The following is a 16326-nucleotide window of genomic DNA, read 5'->3' as shown; positions in this document are numbered from 1 at the left end:
CCGGCTCTCCGGCACGACGCAGGGGCAGAGTATAGACACAGGCCAGGGGGTCCGTCCGGGCCATGCGTGGCAGATATCCGCGGCAACGCTGGCGGCGTGCAAGCAGCCTATCTGCGCTGCCACGGGAGGGGCGGATCACTCCCAGCAGCGATCGCTCCGGCCCTTGGGCGACACCGCGCGCGGACAATCGCGCGGCGCGATGCGACCTTCGGTGATTTCACCCAGACGCTTGGCGCCGCCTGTGTCCCGCAGGATCTCGAACGCGTCGTACAGACGTCCGGTGACCGTGTAGGCACGGTAGTGCAGACGCGCGCCGTCCACCCGCAACACCTGGAACAGCTGGGTGTCCTCTGCCGTGGGTTTCATCGTTCCACGTGCCTGCGGCGACAGCCGGTACTGCTTGGGCCCTGCCACCGAGGAGATGTACTGCGGCAAAGCGCCACTGTCGTCGCCACGCCGGCCATAGGTGTGGTCATGTCCCTGCAGCACCAGATCGACCTTGTGCCGCTGCAGGACCGGGCGGATCTGCGTGGCCAGCACCGAGGTGTCCCGCTCCGCCCGCAACGGATACAGCGGCTGGTGCACCACCACGATGTTCCATGGCTGCGTGCTGCTGCCCAGTACTTCTTCCAGCCAATCGGCCTGCATCTTGGCCGTCCCCAGATCCAGCGCCGAGGTGCCGTCGAGTATCGCCACGCGGATGCCCTGGTAATCGAACCAGTAGGTGGTGCTGGCTGCACCGGGCGCACCGTTGCCCGGCAAGGCAAAGCTCAGCGGCCAATGTCTGCCGAGTACGCGACGCTCCTGCGGGGTGTCCTCGAACTCCTCGAAATATTCGTGGTTGCCCGCCGCGGGCGCCACCGCCATGCCCGGCAACAGCCAGCCACCGGCGGCGAACCACTCGCCCCACTCGTTGTCGTCCTCGCCATCCCCCCCACTGACCAGATCGCCGGCGAACAAGGCAAGGCGTGCATCGGGAGCGATCTGCCAGCCCTGCCGGATCACCCGGCTGACATGGCTGAGGTTCTTGTTCTGGGTATCGCCGAAGTACAGCAGCGTCAGCGGCTGACCCGCCGCGCCAGCGGTACGGAAGTGATGCCAGGCGCTCCACGTGTCCTGTCCCTGCACCCGGTAGGCGTAGAGCGTGTCCGGCAACAGCCCCTGGACGTCGACCCGGTGGTGTTGCGACACGCCATTCTCGCTTTGCAACAGGCCGCTGCGGGCCTCAAGCGCACGCACCTGCCCCAGGTCCGGTGAATCCCCGGCAAGCGCGAGCTCCAGCTGAGGCACGGCCGACAGCGGCGAGGTCCGCCACGCCACCGCGAAACCCTGCGCGGCATCCTGCGCCGGCGAGGCGACGATGCGATCGGGGAAACCCGTGGCCGCGTAGTGCCTGCTGCCCGCCGGTACCTGCGTGTTCGGCTCCGCGGCCGGAGCGGCCCCCACCGCTCCGGCCGCCGCCATCATGGCGGCCAGCAGCAGCCACGACCTCCTGCCCCGGGTGCTCACAGCGCGCAGTCCTGCGGCAGCGACAGGGCGCTGGCGATATCGCGCCAGTCGAACGCCACCACGCCCTGGTCGTCATGTACCGCATACAACGCGCCCTGCGGGAAGCGTGCCGATGCCTGCTGGCTGCTCCATATGCCGTCGGTATTGGCCACCGTATTGCCATGAAACGCGCCGACGTGGGCCAGCGTTTTGCGGTCGAACAGGTGGAACACGCTGCGCTCCTTGCCCTGCTCGGTGGTGATCCACCAACCGCCCTCGCCGCAGGTACGCAGCATCACGCCCTCGGCCTGGGCCTTGAACACACCCTCGCCGAAGGTGCTGCCGGTGAAATCGCCGGCCAGCGTGTAGACCTTGACCTCGCTGGCGTAGCTTTCGTCCTCCTCGGCCACCAGCAGGCGGTCGTTGTCCGGATCGCCCCAGATCGACTCGACCACCCGCAGCGCCCCCTTGGCCGTGGTGTCGCCGATGCTGCGGACCAGACGGGCCTGCACGGCACCGCCATCGACGCGGACGTGGTAGCGACGCACCCGCTCGTTCAAACGTTCCAGTGACGGCAGGATATCGTTGCCGGCGGCGTCCTCGCCCTCGTCGTAGGAATCGGTGACGTACACGTCGTAGCCGTCCTGCTGCGGATTCACCCACAGCCCGTAAGGCTTGCGCAGGTCGGTGCCGGCGAATGTGCCCAGCGGGGTGAAGTCAGGTAGTTGCAGCACCTGCACGCGATGGTTGTCGCGCTCGACGATGAACAGCAGATCGCCCTGCACGGCGATGCCGTTGGGGCGGTCGAACTGGCCAAGCGCGGTGCCGCTGCTACCCACGTCACGCAGGTGCCGGCCGGTCTGCCCGTCGTAGACCACCAGTTTGTCGGTGGCCTTGGCGGTGGCGATCAGCCATACCCGGCCATCAGCGTTGCGCCAGCTGGCTGGCGAATCGATGTTGTCGGCCGGCGTCATCGGCGTGAGGAAGGCCTCCCCTACCCGCTTGGCGGCCGGCGGGCGCGCACCCTCGGCGATGTCGGCCGCAGTCAGCGGATGGGAGCTTCTGGCAGCCGGCTGGCAGGCGACAAGCGCCAGGGCCAGGGCCAAGCCGCTACACAGCAGCGCGGCCTTCACAGTGCCACCTTCAGGCCAACGGCGTAGGTACGGCCGTATTCCTCGTTCTGCAGCGTTCGCGAACGCACGCCCTGGTACAGCTCCAGCGGTTTGTCGAGCAGATTGGACGCCTCCAGATACAGGCTCACGTTGCGGGTGAAACGGTAGTCCAGACTGAAATCCAGCTGGGTGTGCGGTGCTACATGGATGTCGTAGGCGCGGCTGTCGCCGATGCTGTCCAGATACTGGCTGCGGTATACACCGGCCAGACGCGTGCTGAAGCCGCCCCACTCGTAGCCCACATGTGCGCTGTAGACATTGCGCGACGCGCGCGGCAGGGTGAAATCATCGCGCTCACGTCCGGCGATACCGGGATCGAATCCGGTATCCAGCCAGGTGCCGCTGGCCCCGACCAGCAGGCCGCCCCAGGCCCCCGGCAGGAACGCCAGTTGCTGCTGCCAATTGAACTCGGCGCCGAACACCCTGGCCCTGTCGCCATTGATCGAACGGGTGACCTCGAAGCCCGGGAATGCGGCATCGGCATCGCTGACGGTCTGCACGATGTAACCGTCGATGTCCTTGTGGAACAGGCCCAGCGCGACCAGCCCGGTCTGCCCCAGATAGCGCTCGAACGAGAAATCCAGGTTGGTCGATTCGTAGGGGTCCAGCTGCGGGTTGCCGACCCGGACTTCCTCGTCATCCCGGTTCATCGCCAGCCGCGGTGACACGTCGCCGAAGGACGGGCGCGCCACGCTCTTGTTGAGCGCGCCGCGCAGCACCCAGTTGTTGCCTGTGTCGTAGCGTAGATGCAGGCCCGGCAACACGTTGCTGTAGCTGTTGCTGGCGTTGCGCGGGCTGACGGTAACGGTCCTGCCGTCGGCGGCGATGTCCACCTGGTTGCCGCTGGCATCGAACCGGGTGTTCTCCACGCGCACGCCGCCGATCACACGCAATGCGCCGATATCCCAGGTGCCCATCGCATAGGCGGCGAGGATGTCCTCGTTGGCGGTGTAATCCTCTTCCAGCGAGGCCATGACGTTGCCGGCGACATCCTGCGGCCGGGCGCTGTACTGGCCACCGCTGCTCGCCCACCAGCGACGCATCGCCGCCGAGCTCATGCCCTGCCCCAGCGGCCCGCCACGGTGTGCCAACGTCGCACCGTTCCAGCTGGTCAGATCCACCGCCGGACCGCGGCGCATTTCAGCCTCGTCAACATTCACCGCACGCTCGCGCCAGCGGCCGAGCAGGCCGAGCTTGTAGCTGGCATGGTCGGCATCGAAACGGATATTGGCCTGCGCGCTGCGTTCGCTGTCATCCACCTGCTTGGGCCCGATCACCACCCGGTCGAACGTGTAGTTGGCGCTGTCCATCCACCCGGCATCACTGAAGTCCAACCCGGGAATGTCGCGGTTCTGGTCGATCGTGGCCGACAGGTCGGCACCGCCGTACTCGAAGCGCGCTTCCATTTCATCATTCACGCGCTCGCGGGTCCTGGTATAGCCCAGCCGGTAATCAAGCACCGCATTGCTCAGGCGGTTTTCACCGCCGAGACTGGCGGCAAAGGTGTCCTCCTCCTTGGTGCGGTAGCGCATGCGTTTGCTGATCGCGTCGGCCGGCAGGTCATCCACCTGGTAGCGGCCACCGCCCAGCGCACTGATGACACCGTCCTCCAGACCGAACACAGTGCGCTGGCGGGTTTCGGCATCATCGAAGCGGCTGTACAGCGTGCGCAGGTAGTAGCGGTTGTCCTGGTCCGGTCGCCAGTCCAGATTGAGGTTGGCGCCGCTGCGGGTGCGCTCGATGCTGTACTTGCGACGCTGGATCTCCAGTGCGGCCAGGTCATCGTCGGCGCCCCCGTCGAAGCTGCCGTAGGCAACCTCGGTGTTGTCCGACTCGAAGCTGCGTTTGTGATGATTGATACCCAGCGCGATACCGAAGGTGTCGTTGAACACCTCGCTGTAGTTGAACGCGGCCTTGGGGCTGGTTTTGCCGGAAAGCTGCTGGTGACTGGCTTCGAGCTTGCCCTTGAGCGAACGGCCGTCGCGGTCGAAGGCCGAGGCCGACTCCACCACCACACTGCCGCCAATGGCATCGCCCGGCATGTCCGGCGTGGCCGACTTGATCACCCGTAGGCGTTCGGTCGAATCGGTGGGAATCACGTCCAGCGGCGCGGCGCGCGAGGAATCTTCCGGCGTGCCCACCGCGATGCCATCGATGCTGACACTGTTGAGCGCCGCATCCAGACCACGGATCACCACAAAGCGGCCTTCACCCTGGTCGCGGGTGACACTGACGCCGGGCAACCGCTGCAGCGACTCGGCGACGTTCATGTCCGGGTAGTCGCCCATCGAATCGGAAGCCACCGCATCCTGGATCGCATCGGCATCGCGCTTGAGTTCGACCGCCCGGATCTGCGCCTCGCGCTGCGCACGCACCTCGATCCGCTGCAGATCCACCGCTGCCGCCGTGACGGCGGCAACCACCGCGCCATCCGGAGCAACCGGCCTTTGCCCAGCCTGCGCGGTGGCCATACAGACCACCGCCGTCGTCACCGCCATCACCAACACGCGCTTGCGCACTACCGCCCCCAGAGGATGTAAAGGATGGGTGGGCACGGTATGTCAGTGGGATTGCGCGGCGATGACAGCCCGGGGACGGTCGTATTGCAACGCCGTACTGGCCGGATACAGAGGGCCTGCGGCACACTGGCCACTCTCCCCTGCCGTCATATCCGCCATGAAAATCGTCGAAGTCCGCCACCCCCTGGTCCAGCACAAGATCGGCCTGCTCCGCGATCCGGACATGAGCACCAAGGATTTCCGCGAAGTGGTCAACGAGCTGGGTACCCTGCTCGCCTACGAGGCCACCGCCGATCTGGACACCGAGAGCCACACGATGAAAGGCTGGGCCGGTCCGGTGCAGGTGCAGCGCATCGCCGGGGCCAAGATCACCGTGGTGCCGATCCTGCGCGCCGGCCTGGGCATGCTGACCGGGGTGCTGTCGCTGATTCCGGCCGCACGGGTGAGCGTGGTCGGCCTGCAGCGCGATGAGGAGACCCTGCAGCCGGTGCCCTATTTCGAGCGCCTGACCGGTCGCCTGGAAGAGCGCGACGCATTGATCCTGGATCCGATGCTGGCCACCGGCGGCACCCTGATCGCCACCATCGACATGCTCAAGCGCGCCGGCGCCCGCCGCATCAAGGGCATCTTCCTGGTCGCCGCACCGGAAGGCCTCAAGGCCGTGGAGGCCGCGCACCCGGACGTGGAGATCTTCACCGCCGCCATCGACGAGCGCCTCAACGACAAGGCCTACATCCTGCCGGGCCTGGGCGATGCCGGCGATCGCATCTTCGGTACCCGCGTGGGCTGATTACCACGGTCCCGGGCGCCATCGCCCGGGACCTTCGGGCAGTTTTCAGGCAGAGGCCAGCGCGCGGGCTTTCAGCTCGGCCACTTCATGGGCGGTGCCGAAACGGCCCTTCTCATCACGCACCACCTGCGCCATCGCGCACTGCGGATCGTGGGTGAAGAACAGATGCACGTTGCGCGCAAGCTTGTCTTCCAGAAACGCGCGCTTCTCGTCGATCAGCAGCTCGGCATTGCGGTCATAGCCCATCGTGATCGGCACATGCACCCACGAGCGGCCGGGAATCAGGTCGGCACAGAACACCACGCCACCGCGCGGTAGGCCATCGACCCGCTCCGGGCCGACGATCTCGGCCAGCATCAGCCCCGGCGTGTGGCCGTCGCTGAAACTGAAACGCACCGATTCCCCGAGCACCTTCGAATACTCGCCGGACACCACTTCCAGCCGCCCGCTGTCCTGCAGCAGCTTCGGCAGTTCGGGGATGAAACTGGCGCGGTCACGCGGATGGGGATGCAACGCCCGCTCCCAGTGCGCGGCGCCCACCACGAAGGTGGCGTTGGGAAACAGCAGCTCCGGCACGCGGCCTTCCGACCATGGCGCCAGCAGCCCACCGGCGTGGTCGAAATGCAGATGGCTCAGCACCACCACATCGATATCCTCGTGCTCGAAGCCGGCTTCGCGCAGCGAATCGATCAGGATATGCCGCGGCTCCTGCACACCGTAGCGTTCGCGCAGTTTCGGCTCGAAGAACGCGCCAATACCGGTTTCGAACAGCACCGTCTTGCCGGCCAGCGGACTGGCCAGCAACGCCCGGCATGCCAGTTCGATCCGGTTGAGGTCATCGGCCGGTGCCCACTTTTCCCACAACGCCTTGGGGGCGTTGCCGAACATTGCACCGCCATCGAGTTTTTGCGAATTACCGCGGATCGACCATAGTTTCATATGAAAAATTCTACTGACTCCGCGTTAAATATTCGCAAGCCGACAGCGCCGGATTATTGACACCCCGGAACAGAAAAGCCCCGCCGGGCGGCGGGGCTTTTTGCGTTGTTCGGCGCGCGTGTCAGTCGGCCGTTGCGTTGCGCTTGACCTCGGCACTGCCGACCGGATTGCGCGGGTCGGTGCCGCCGCTGAGGGTGTTGCTGCGACGGTCCCATTCCACCGTCTGCAGGTTGCCCCATACGTGGCTGGAACCGCGCCCGCCTTCGGCCGAGTCGCCCGGCAAGTCGACCTTGTGCCCCATCGCCTGCAACTGCCTGGCCACGTCCGGCGAGAACGCGCCGGACTCGGCGGAAATCTCGTCGGGCAGCCACTGGTGGTGGTAACGCGGCAATGCGGCCACCTGCTGCGCATCCAGCCCGGCGTCGTAGCCGAGGATGCCCAGCAGCACCATGGTGATGATGCGGCTGCCGCCTGGCGTGCCGATCACGATGACCTTGTCCTCGTTCTCCATGAACGTCGGCGTCATCGAGCTCAACATGCGTTTGCCGGTCTTGGGCGCGTTGGCCTCGTAGCCCATCACGCCGAACGCATTCGGGGTGCCCGGCTTGAGTGCGAAGTCGTCCATCTCGTTGTTCAGCAACACGCCGGTGCCGGCCGGGATCAGCCCCGAGCCGTACAGCAGGTTCACCGTCTGGGTGCCGCCGACGCGGTTGCCTTCGCCGTCGATGATCGAGAAGTGCGTGGTCTCGTCATCTTCCAGCGGCGTCGGATTGCCCGACAGCAGGTCACTCGGCGTCGCCTTCTCCGGATGGATGGTCGCGCGCAGGCCCTGCGCATAGTCGCGGCTGGTCAACACCTTCTGCGGGATATCGACAAAGTCCGGATCGCCGAGGAAGAACGTGCGGTCGCGATAGGCGCGGCGCATCGCCTCCACCACCAGGTGGGTGCGGTGGGCCTCGTCCATCTTGTTGATGTCCCAGCCTTCCAGGATCTGCAGCATCGATGCCAGCGCGATGCCACCGGAGGACGGCGGCGAGGCGGTGGTGATCTTCCAGTCGCGGTAGTTGAAAACGATCGGCTCGCGGGTCTTGACCCGGTAGCCGGCCAGCTCCGCGGCGGTCCAGCGGCCGCCGGCCTGCTTCACCCCGGCCAGCAGCTTCCTGCCGGTTTCGCCGCGGTAGAAACCGTCAAAGCCCTTCTCCGCCAGCAGCTGCAGGGTGCGCGCCAACTCCGGCTGCTTGAAGATGTCGCCTTCGGCGATCGGACGGCCGTTGCGCAGGTAGACCTCGCGGGTCCCCGGATAACGCTCCATCACCTCGCGGCGCGACTCGTAGCCACGGGCCATACGTGCATACACCGGGAAGCCGTCACGGGCGACCCGGATTGCCGGCGCCAGCGAGTCGGTCAGCGGCAGCCGGCCGTGTTCGCGGGCCACCTGCACCAGCAGCGCCGGCAGGCCCGGGATTCCAGCCGACCATGGACCGTTGACCGAGCGGTCGCGATCCAGCTCGCCGTGCTTGTCCAGGAACTGCTCCGGCGTGGCCGATTCGGGCGAGGTCTCGCGCGCGTCCAGCATCACATCCTTGCCGGTTCTGGCATCGTGCAGCAGGAAGAATCCGCCGCCACCCAGGCCCGAGCTGATCGGCTCGACCACGGCCAATGTCGAGGACACCGCCACCGCGGCATCAAAGGCGTTGCCGCCCTTGGCCAGGATTTCCATGCCGGCATCGGTGGCCAGTGAATGGCCGCTGGCGATGACCGCTCCGTCAGGATGGGCGGCACGGGCCGGTGCCGTGTCCGAGGCCCACACGCTCGGGCTCAACAGCCATGCACACAACAACAGGGAACGGGCAAACGGTTTCATGCCGTCGGATCCTCCGGTTCGTAAAGTTCGGGATGGTCGCGCTGCAGGCCGAACAGCTTGGCCAGCAACTGCTCCTGGGTTTCGGGGATATCCGGGTCCGGGTCGATGCATTCCACCGGACAGACCACCACGCATTGCGGCTCATCGAAATGGCCGACGCATTCGGTGCAACGGGCCGGGTCGATCACGTAGATCGTCTCGCCCATGGAAATCGCCTTGTTCGGGCAGGCAGGCTCGCAGACGTCGCAATTGACGCAGAGCTCATTGATTTTCAACGACATGGCACTACTCCATGCCCGCGCCTGCCAGCGTTGAACCGGTGGGCCCAGCCGCGACCGGTTGCCTGCGGCGCGACATCGCTGCCGGCCGCAACCGGGCACGCATTGCGCGTGCCCGGCCTTGCACGGGTATTACTTGGCTTCAACGAAGATGTAATCGGCGCCGGTCGGCTGCACGATGGTCTGCACGCGGGCATTGTCGGCGGCATCGCCGATGAACACCACGCGCACGCCCTTCATCGAATCGGCCTGCACGTCCTTGAACGCGGTATCGATCATGTCGGCCATCTTGGCCGAAGCCGAGGAACCGAAGGCCAGCATGTTGCCCGGCTGGATGCCGCGGCTGATGGCGACGGTGGCGCTTTCCACCTGGCGGCCGTACTTGGCGGCGAATTCCGGATCGGACTCCGGCGGCAGGTAGTACAGGAACGGGCTGGCGGTGATGTTGCCCATGTTCTGCACGGCCACGGCCTGCAGGTACTTCTTCCAGCCGGCATCGTCGTCCTTGGCCGGGGCGACCAGCGCCTGCTGGGCGTCGGCGACCGGCGCGGCCTCTTCCTTCTTGCAGGCCGCGAAGGCCAGCACCAGCGAAGCGGCCAACATCACGCGCATCGTTTTCTTCATGGTGGTTCTCCCTTTAAAGGTGTTCGTTACAGCTGTTTGGAGGATTCGGCGGCCGCGCGGGCTTCGCGGGCCTTGCGCAGCGCTTCCAGCACGGTTGCCGGCACGAAACCGGACACATCCCCGCCCAGCCGGGCGATTTCACGCACCAGCGAGGAGGAAATGAAGCTGTGCTGTTCAGAGGGGGTCAGAAACAGGGTTTCGACCTCCGGGATCAGATGGCGGTTCATGCTCGCCATCTGGAATTCGTATTCGAAGTCGGACACCGCGCGCAGACCGCGCAACAGCACGCCGCCATGCACTGAACGTACGAAATGCGCCAGCAGCGTATCGAAACCCACGACTTCCACATTCCCGTGGCGCCTGAGCGCCTCACGCGCCAGCTCCACACGCAGGTCCAGCGGCAAGGTCGGGCCTTTGGACGGGCTGAAGGCCACACCGACCACGATCTTCTCGAACAGCGGCGCAGCCCGGTTCACCAGGTCGATATGACCATTGGTGATCGGATCAAATGTCCCCGGATAGACGGCAATACGACGATTGGCCGAAGTCATGCGTTGTTTACCGCGTTCAAGTCGTTGCGAAGTGTAACAGTGGCATGCCGATACAGGGCATAGCCGACCTCGCGGGTGCCGCCCTCGCGATGCAGGCTCCATTCCGGCGGCAACGACTGCCGCCGCTGCGCTGGCGCCTCCACATACAGCCACGCACCCGGCGCGATATGTCGCGGCAGGCGCTCGATCACCTGCTCCCACAGGCCATCGGCGAACGGCGGATCGACGAACACGATATCGGCCTGCTGCGGCGCGGCCGTGTCCAGCCAGCGCAGCGCATCGCCGCTGGTGACCTGCACCTGCCCCTCGGCGCCCAACCGGGTCACCACCGCGCGCAGCGCCGTGACCAGGGCCGGATCCCGCTCGACCAGCACGGCGGAGGCCGCGCCTCGCGAAAGCGCCTCCAGCCCCAGCGCGCCACTGCCGGCGAACAGGTCCAGCACCCGGGCACCGGGCAGCTTGGGCATCAGCCAGTTGAACAGGGTCTCGCGCACGCGGTCACTGGTCGGACGCAGCCCCGGCAGGTCCGGCACCTGCAGCCGGGTATTGCGCCAGCGCCCACCGACGATACGCACCTGTCCGCCACCAGCTGGACCGGCCGCCTTGCTGCGGCCGTTCATGTGCCCACCACCGGAAGGAACAGGCGAGAAATCAAGGACATTGGCGGCACGGACCTTCGAGCGGAAAACAGGACGGGAATGATAGACCAAGCACCTGCCGGGCCACCCAAGCCTTGAAATCGGTTCAATCACCCTTACCCGTGGAGTCAGCCGCCGCGATCCCCACGCGGCATGTCAGCCATGGAGCACGACCGACCGATGAACGCAGAAACCCAAAAGGAAACCCTGGGCTTCCAGACCGAGGTGAAGCAGCTGCTGCACCTGATGATCCATTCGCTGTACTCGAACAAGGAAATCTTCCTGCGCGAGCTGGTGTCCAATGCCGCCGACGCCGCCGACAAGCTGCGCTTCGAAGCGCTGACCCGGCCCGAGCTGCTGGAAGGCGGCGCGCCACTGCGCATCCGCATCGAGGCCGACCCGGCCGCGCGCACCCTGACCATCGACGACAACGGCATCGGCCTGAGCCGCGAGGAAGCCATCGCGCACCTGGGCACCATCGCCAAGTCCGGTACCGCCGATTTCCTGAAGAACCTGTCCGGCGACCAGAAGAAGGACTCCAACCTGATCGGCCAGTTCGGCGTGGGCTTCTATTCGGCCTTCATCGTCGCCGACCAGGTCGACGTTTACAGTCGCCGCGCCGGTCTGCCGGCCAGCGAGGGCGTGCACTGGTCCTCCAGGGGCGAAGGTGAGTTCGAGATCGCCACCATCGACAAGCCCGAGCGCGGCACCCGCATCGTGCTGCACCTGAAGGAAGGCGAGGACAGCTACACCGACGGCTGGCAGCTGCGCAGCCTGATCAAGAAGTACTCCGACCATATCGGCCTGCCGATCGAGCTGCAGAAAGAGCACCACGGCGAGGAAGCCGACAAGCCGGCCACGCCGGAATGGGAGACCGTCAACCGCGCCAATGCACTGTGGACCCGCGCCAAGTCCGAGATCAGCGACGCGGAATACCAGGAGTTCTACAAGCACATCGCCCACGATCCGACCAACCCGCTGGCCTGGAGCCACAACAAGGTCGAGGGCAAGCTGGAATACACCTCGCTGCTGTACACCCCCGGTCGCGCCCCGTTCGACCTGTACCACCGTGACGCGCCCAAGGGCCTGAAGCTCTATGTGCAGCGCGTTTTCATCATGGACCAGGCCGAGCAGTTCCTGCCGCTGTACCTGCGTTTCATCAAGGGCGTGGTCGACTCCAACGACCTGCCGCTGAACGTGTCCCGCGAAATCCTGCAGTCCGGCCCGGTGATCGACTCGATGAAGTCGGCCCTGACCAAGCGTTCGCTGGACATGCTGGAGAAGCTGGCCAAGGACAAGCCGGAGGACTATGCCGGCTTCTGGAAGAACTTCGGCCAGGTGCTGAAGGAAGGTCCGGCCGAGGATTACGGCAACCGCGAGAAGATCGCCGGCCTGTTGCGCTTCGCCTCCACCCATGACGGCAGCGGCGAGCAGAGTGTGGCCCTGGCCGACTATGTCGCCCGCATGATCGACGGCCAGGACAAGCTCTATTACCTGACCGGCGAAAGCTACCAGCAGGTCAAGGACAGCCCGCACCTGGAGGTGTTCCGCAAGAAGGGCATCGAAGTGCTGCTGATGACCGACCGCATCGACGAGTGGCTGATGGGCTACCTCAACGAGTTCGACGGAAAGTCCTTTGTCGACATCGCCCGCGGCGACCTGGACCTGGGCAAGCTGGAAACCGAAGAGGACAAGAAGGCGCAGGAGGAAGTCGCCAAGACCAAGGAGGCCCTGGTCACGCGCCTGAAGACCGCGCTGGGCGAGGACGTGGCCGAAGTGCGCGTCTCCCACCGCCTGACCGATTCGCCGGCGATCCTGGCCATCGGCGAGCAGGATCTGGGGCTGCAGATGCGCCAGATCCTGGAAGCCAGCGGCCAGAAGGTACCGGAGTCCAAGCCGGTGTTCGAGTTCAACCCGGCCCATCCGCTGATCGAGAAGCTCGACGCGGAAGCCGATATGGACCGCTTCAACGACTTGGCCCACGTGCTGTTCGACCAGGCCGCACTGGCCGCCGGCGACAGCCTGAAGGACCCGGCCGGCTACGTGCGCCGCCTCAACGAGCTGCTGCTGGAGCTATCGGCGTAACTTGCGCCCATGCAGCTCCCGCCCGGAGCCGGCCCTGTGCCGGCTCCGCGTTTATCCGCCACCGCCCCCCTGCGGGCCCCGGTGGTAGCATATGCCGCTGATTTCAGACCTTTTTCCCTCATGTTCAGCTTTTTCCGCCGCAAGAAGAACGACGACGCCCAACAGCCCGCCAAGCCGTCCACGCTGAGCGCGGAGGAGCTGGCCGCAGCGTTCCCGAAAGCACCCGCCGATGCCTCACCGCATATCGATGCCAGTGAAGCGTTTCCGGCGCCGGCGGCTGAATCCCCTGCCACGGCCGTGAGCGAGACGCCTGCTCCGGCCAGTGTGGTGGCCGAAACACAGCCTGCATCCGTCATCAGCGCAGCGACAGCTGCCGTACCGGCCGCTCCGCAAACGCCGGCCGCAGTGATCGAACCAATGCCCGCCGCGCAGGAAGAGGCGCCACCGGTAGCGGTTGCAGTGCCCGCAGTCGAAACCGCGGCGACCGACGATGCGCTTATTCCCGCCAGCGCCGCACCGGCCGCCGCCTCCGGCAAGCTCGGCTGGCGCGAACGGCTGCGCAACAGCACCCTCGCCCGCAGCTTCGGCGGCCTGTTCTCGCGCAATCCCAAACTCGACGACGACCTGCTCGACGAGATCGAGACCGCGCTGATCACCGCCGACGTCGGCGTGCCGGCCACCACCGCGCTGGTCGAAGACCTGCGCAAGCGCATGAAATCGCGCGAATTCGCCGACGCCAATGCATTGCTGGCCGCACTGCGCGCGGACCTGATCGCACTGCTGCAGCCAGTGGCCAAGCCGCTGGTCATCGACGCCAACGCCAAGCCGTTTGTGATCCTCACCGTCGGCGTCAACGGCGTCGGCAAGACCACCACCATCGGCAAGCTGGCCAAGCGTTTCAAGGATCAGGGCCACAGCCTGATGCTGGCCGCCGGCGACACCTTCCGCGCCGCCGCGGTGGCCCAGCTGCAGATCTGGGGCGAGCGCAACGGCGTGGCCGTGGTCGCCCAGGGCCAGAACGCCGATGCCGCCTCGGTCGCGTTCGACGCCCTGCAGGCCGGCAAGGCGCGTGGCACCAGCGTGTTGATCGCCGATACCGCCGGCCGCCTGCACACCCAGACCGGCCTGATGAACGAACTGAGCAAGATCCGCCGCGTGCTCGGCAAGATCGACGACACCGCTCCGCACGAAGTGCTGATGGTCATCGATGGCACCACCGGCCAGAACGCGCTGTCACAGCTGCGCCAGTTCCACGCCGCCGCCGGCGTCACCGGGCTGGTGGTGACCAAGCTGGACGGCACCGCCAAGGGCGGCGTGGTGTTCGCGCTGGCCCGCGAGTTCGGCATTCCGATCCGTTTTGCCGGTATCGGCGAGCGCCCGGAAGATCTGCGCGTGTTTGATCCGGAAGCCTTCGTCGACGCCTTGCTGCCCGAAGCGCTGGGCAGCAGCGGCAATTGATGCCGCACACGGACAACGCCGGCGCCGACAGCTTCGTTGCGCCGCTGCTGGCGTGGTTCGACCAGCACGGCCGCCACGATCTGCCGTGGCAGCACCCGCGTTCGCCATACCGGGTATGGCTGTCGGAGATCATGCTGCAGCAGACGCAGGTGGCCACGGTCACCCCCTACTTCCTGCGCTTTGTGCAGTCGTTCCCGACGCTGGCCGATCTGGCCGCCGCCGACAACGACATGGTGATGGCGCACTGGGCCGGGCTGGGCTACTACGCCCGCGCCCGCAACCTGCATGCCGCGGCAAAGCAATGCGTTGAACTGCACGGCGGTGAACTGCCCCGCGATTTCGAGGCCCTGCTCGCCCTGCCCGGCATCGGCCGCAGTACCGCAGGTGCGATCCTCAGCCAGGCCTGGAACGACCCGTTGCCGATCCTCGATGGCAACGTGAAGCGGGTGATGACCCGCTATCACGGCATTGCCGGTTTTCCGGGCCTTCCCGCCATCGAAAAGCAGTTGTGGGCACTGGCTGCCGAACAGCTCACCCAGGTGCCCGCCGGCCGCATGGCCGACTACACCCAGGCGCAGATGGATTTCGGCGCCACGCTGTGCACCCGCGCCAAGCCGGCCTGCATCCTGTGCCCGCTGCAGACTTCATGCATTGCCCATGCGCAAGGACTGGTCGAGTCGCTGCCCACGCCCAAACCGAGCAAGACCCTGCCCGAACGCGAGGCCACCGCGTTGCTGCTGGAGGACGCGCAGGGTCGCATCCTGCTGCTCAAGCGCCCGCCGACCGGTATCTGGGCCTCGCTGTGGACCTTGCCCCAGGCCGAAACCGACAGCCAGATGCGGCAGTGGTTTGCCGACAACATTGCCGGTGACTATGACAACAGCAAGGAATTGCCGCCGATCGTGCATACCTTCAGCCACTACCGCCTGCACCTGCAGCCGCTGCACGTGCGCAAGGTCGCCCTCCACGCAAGGGTCGGCGACAATGACAGCCTGCGCTGGGTGGCAGCCAGTGAACTGCCCTCGCTGGGGCTGCCCGCACCGATCCGCAAACTGCTAGAGCGCCACCCGGCGCACTGATCCAACAGGAATACGCCATGTCCCGCTCCGTCTTCTGCCAGTACGAACAACGCGAAACCGAAGGTCTGGATTTCGTGCCCTATCCCGGCGAGCTGGGGCAGCGCATCTTCACTGGCATCGGCAAGCAGGCCTGGGCATCGTGGCTGGCGCACCAGACCATGCTGATCAACGAGAACCGGCTCTCGCCGCGCGATCCGAAGCATCGCGCGTTTCTGGAAGAAGAACTGGTGAAGTACCTGTTCGCTGGTGGCGCGGAAAAGCCGGCCGGCTATGTGACGCCCGACACCCAGGGCTGAACCCGAGGCGCGGGCCACCTGCGGCCCGCGGTGCGATTACGGCTTGGCCGCTTCGCGCTCCTGCAACCTGGCTTCGCGCAACGCCTTCTCGGTCTGCCGCAGGCCCTTCACGTCCACTGGCCGGATGGTCTGGATCCGGCAGGGAATGCCCGGCCCACCCAAGCCAGCGCCAAGCACGATCACACTGTCGAACCGGGCAGATACCCGCCCCATCTGGTTGGTCACTGAAATGGCCGGCGCAAAATCCAGATCGATACATGGCCCCATCAGCTCCAGCAGATATGCCTCACTGGGGCGGGTCCACACCGCCAGTGCGCTGTCGCCCAGCTCGGTCCAGCCGTTGAGCGAGCCGAAATACTGGAAATCCTTTACCGGTTCGCCGGCATGGGCGCGATACAGCGCCAGCCGCTCATCGCTGGACAACTTGCCCGTGGTTGCACACCCAGCCAGTGCGGCGAGAGCAATCAAGGTAACCAGCAGCTTTCTCATGACATGACTCCTTGGACATAGGGTAACCACGGGCATGGCACCCGCATGGCGATCAT

General features: G+C 66.0%; 15 protein-coding genes. 5 read left to right on the top strand and 10 right to left on the bottom strand.

Features of this window, described 5'->3' with window-relative positions; all coding sequences use genetic code 11:
* Positions 1-135: 135 nt before the first annotated feature.
* Genes ARC78_RS07170 through ARC78_RS07160 form a run of 3 tightly spaced genes read right to left on the bottom strand, consistent with a single transcriptional unit; the run spans position 136 to position 5131 of the window.
* Positions 136-1467 carry a purple acid phosphatase family protein gene (locus ARC78_RS07170; protein WP_057506000.1) on the bottom strand — a complete coding sequence of 444 codons (1332 nt, stop codon included), beginning with the start codon at positions 1465-1467 and terminating at the stop codon, positions 136-138.
* Positions 1468-1505: 38 nt separating this feature from the next.
* The gene (locus ARC78_RS07165) at positions 1506-2621 is read right to left on the bottom strand and encodes an NHL repeat-containing protein (protein WP_054658558.1); all 1116 of its coding nucleotides are present in this window, start codon (positions 2619-2621) and stop codon (positions 1506-1508) included.
* On the bottom strand, positions 2618-5131 hold the full coding sequence (locus ARC78_RS07160; RefSeq protein WP_054658571.1) for a TonB-dependent receptor: 2514 nt from the start codon (positions 5129-5131) through the stop codon (positions 2618-2620). The genes ARC78_RS07165 and ARC78_RS07160 overlap by 4 nt, the downstream gene beginning before the upstream one ends.
* A gap of 205 nt (positions 5132-5336) precedes the next feature.
* Here ARC78_RS07160 and upp point away from each other — a divergent pair, with 205 nt between their 5' ends.
* Positions 5337-5969, top strand: coding sequence for a uracil phosphoribosyltransferase (gene upp, locus ARC78_RS07155; RefSeq protein WP_057505999.1), 633 nt, complete (start codon positions 5337-5339; stop codon positions 5967-5969).
* A 45-nt stretch (positions 5970-6014) separates the two neighbouring features.
* Here upp and ARC78_RS07150 read toward each other — a convergent pair whose 3' ends face one another.
* The 6 genes from ARC78_RS07150 to rsmD all read right to left on the bottom strand — a co-directional run bounded on the left by ARC78_RS07150 (position 6015) and on the right by rsmD (position 10845).
* Positions 6015-6908 carry an MBL fold metallo-hydrolase gene (locus tag ARC78_RS07150; RefSeq protein ID WP_054658561.1) on the bottom strand — a complete coding sequence of 298 codons (894 nt, stop codon included), beginning with the start codon at positions 6906-6908 and terminating at the stop codon, positions 6015-6017.
* Positions 6909-7029: 121 nt separating this feature from the next.
* On the bottom strand, positions 7030-8772 hold the full coding sequence (gene ggt, locus ARC78_RS07145; RefSeq protein ID WP_057505998.1) for a gamma-glutamyltransferase: 1743 nt from the start codon (positions 8770-8772) through the stop codon (positions 7030-7032).
* Positions 8769-9053, bottom strand: coding sequence for a YfhL family 4Fe-4S dicluster ferredoxin (locus ARC78_RS07140; protein ID WP_054658563.1), 285 nt, complete (start codon positions 9051-9053; stop codon positions 8769-8771). Before ARC78_RS07140 ends, ggt begins: the two co-directional genes overlap by 4 nt.
* Before the next feature lie 129 nt (positions 9054-9182).
* Positions 9183-9674: a hypothetical protein gene (locus ARC78_RS07135; RefSeq protein ID WP_054658565.1), complete on the bottom strand. Its 492-nt coding sequence runs from the start codon at positions 9672-9674 to the stop codon at positions 9183-9185.
* A 26-nt stretch (positions 9675-9700) separates the two neighbouring features.
* Complete coding sequence (gene coaD, locus ARC78_RS07130) at positions 9701-10225, bottom strand: pantetheine-phosphate adenylyltransferase (protein ID WP_054658567.1); 525 nt, start codon at positions 10223-10225, stop codon at positions 9701-9703.
* Entirely contained in the window at positions 10222-10845 is a 624-nt protein-coding gene (rsmD, locus tag ARC78_RS07125; RefSeq protein ID WP_057505997.1) for a 16S rRNA (guanine(966)-N(2))-methyltransferase RsmD, read from the bottom strand. The genes coaD and rsmD overlap by 4 nt, the downstream gene beginning before the upstream one ends.
* 198 nt (positions 10846-11043) lie before the next feature.
* On the opposite strand from rsmD, the gene htpG reads away from it, so the two are divergent.
* The 4 genes from htpG (at position 11044) to ARC78_RS07105 (ending at position 15781) form a co-directional block, all read left to right on the top strand.
* A complete protein-coding gene (gene htpG, locus ARC78_RS07120; protein ID WP_057505996.1) occupies positions 11044-12948 on the top strand; it encodes a molecular chaperone HtpG in 1905 nt (634 codons plus the stop codon).
* Between the two features lie 120 nt (positions 12949-13068).
* Entirely contained in the window at positions 13069-14406 is a 1338-nt protein-coding gene (gene ftsY, locus ARC78_RS07115; RefSeq protein WP_054657930.1) for a signal recognition particle-docking protein FtsY, read from the top strand.
* Complete coding sequence (gene mutY / locus ARC78_RS07110; RefSeq protein WP_057505995.1) at positions 14406-15485, top strand: A/G-specific adenine glycosylase; 1080 nt, start codon at positions 14406-14408, stop codon at positions 15483-15485. The genes ftsY and mutY overlap by 1 nt, the downstream gene beginning before the upstream one ends.
* A 17-nt stretch (positions 15486-15502) precedes the next feature.
* Positions 15503-15781: an oxidative damage protection protein gene (locus tag ARC78_RS07105; RefSeq protein WP_057505994.1), complete on the top strand. Its 279-nt coding sequence runs from the start codon at positions 15503-15505 to the stop codon at positions 15779-15781.
* A 36-nt stretch (positions 15782-15817) separates the two neighbouring features.
* On the opposite strand, the gene ARC78_RS07100 is transcribed toward ARC78_RS07105, so the two are convergent.
* Entirely contained in the window at positions 15818-16270 is a 453-nt protein-coding gene (locus tag ARC78_RS07100) for a DUF6491 family protein (protein ID WP_054657932.1), read from the bottom strand.
* Positions 16271-16326 lie beyond the last annotated feature (56 nt).

It is taken from the genome of Stenotrophomonas pictorum JCM 9942 (assembly GCF_001431585.1).
GTDB classification, from domain to species: domain Bacteria; phylum Pseudomonadota; class Gammaproteobacteria; order Xanthomonadales; family Xanthomonadaceae; genus Stenotrophomonas; species Stenotrophomonas pictorum.
Note: the sequence above shows the minus strand (reverse complement) of the source record. Positions and strands in the feature narration are given on the sequence as shown.

Excerpts from the sequence above, each read along its gene's own strand:
- htpG (WP_057505996.1), top strand. The coding sequence starts at position 11,044 with ATGAACGCAGAAACCCAAAAGGAAACCCTGGGCTTCCAGACCGAGGTG.
- upp (WP_057505999.1), top strand. The coding sequence starts at position 5,337 with ATGAAAATCGTCGAAGTCCGCCACCCCCTGGTCCAGCACAAGATCGGC.
- ARC78_RS07170 (WP_057506000.1), bottom strand. The coding sequence starts at position 1,467 with ATGATGGCGGCGGCCGGAGCGGTGGGGGCCGCTCCGGCCGCGGAGCCG.
- ARC78_RS07150 (WP_054658561.1), bottom strand. The coding sequence starts at position 6,908 with ATGAAACTATGGTCGATCCGCGGTAATTCGCAAAAACTCGATGGCGGT.
- ftsY (WP_054657930.1), top strand. The coding sequence starts at position 13,069 with ATGTTCAGCTTTTTCCGCCGCAAGAAGAACGACGACGCCCAACAGCCC.
- ARC78_RS07160 (WP_054658571.1), bottom strand. The coding sequence starts at position 5,131 with ATGGCCACCGCGCAGGCTGGGCAAAGGCCGGTTGCTCCGGATGGCGCG.
- ggt (WP_057505998.1), bottom strand. The coding sequence starts at position 8,772 with ATGAAACCGTTTGCCCGTTCCCTGTTGTTGTGTGCATGGCTGTTGAGC.
- ARC78_RS07135 (WP_054658565.1), bottom strand. The coding sequence starts at position 9,674 with ATGAAGAAAACGATGCGCGTGATGTTGGCCGCTTCGCTGGTGCTGGCC.
- ARC78_RS07140 (WP_054658563.1), bottom strand. The coding sequence starts at position 9,053 with ATGTCGTTGAAAATCAATGAGCTCTGCGTCAATTGCGACGTCTGCGAG.
- rsmD (WP_057505997.1), bottom strand. The coding sequence starts at position 10,845 with ATGAACGGCCGCAGCAAGGCGGCCGGTCCAGCTGGTGGCGGACAGGTG.
- mutY (WP_057505995.1), top strand. The coding sequence starts at position 14,406 with ATGCCGCACACGGACAACGCCGGCGCCGACAGCTTCGTTGCGCCGCTG.
- ARC78_RS07105 (WP_057505994.1), top strand. The coding sequence starts at position 15,503 with ATGTCCCGCTCCGTCTTCTGCCAGTACGAACAACGCGAAACCGAAGGT.
- coaD (WP_054658567.1), bottom strand. The coding sequence starts at position 10,225 with ATGACTTCGGCCAATCGTCGTATTGCCGTCTATCCGGGGACATTTGAT.
- ARC78_RS07100 (WP_054657932.1), bottom strand. The coding sequence starts at position 16,270 with ATGAGAAAGCTGCTGGTTACCTTGATTGCTCTCGCCGCACTGGCTGGG.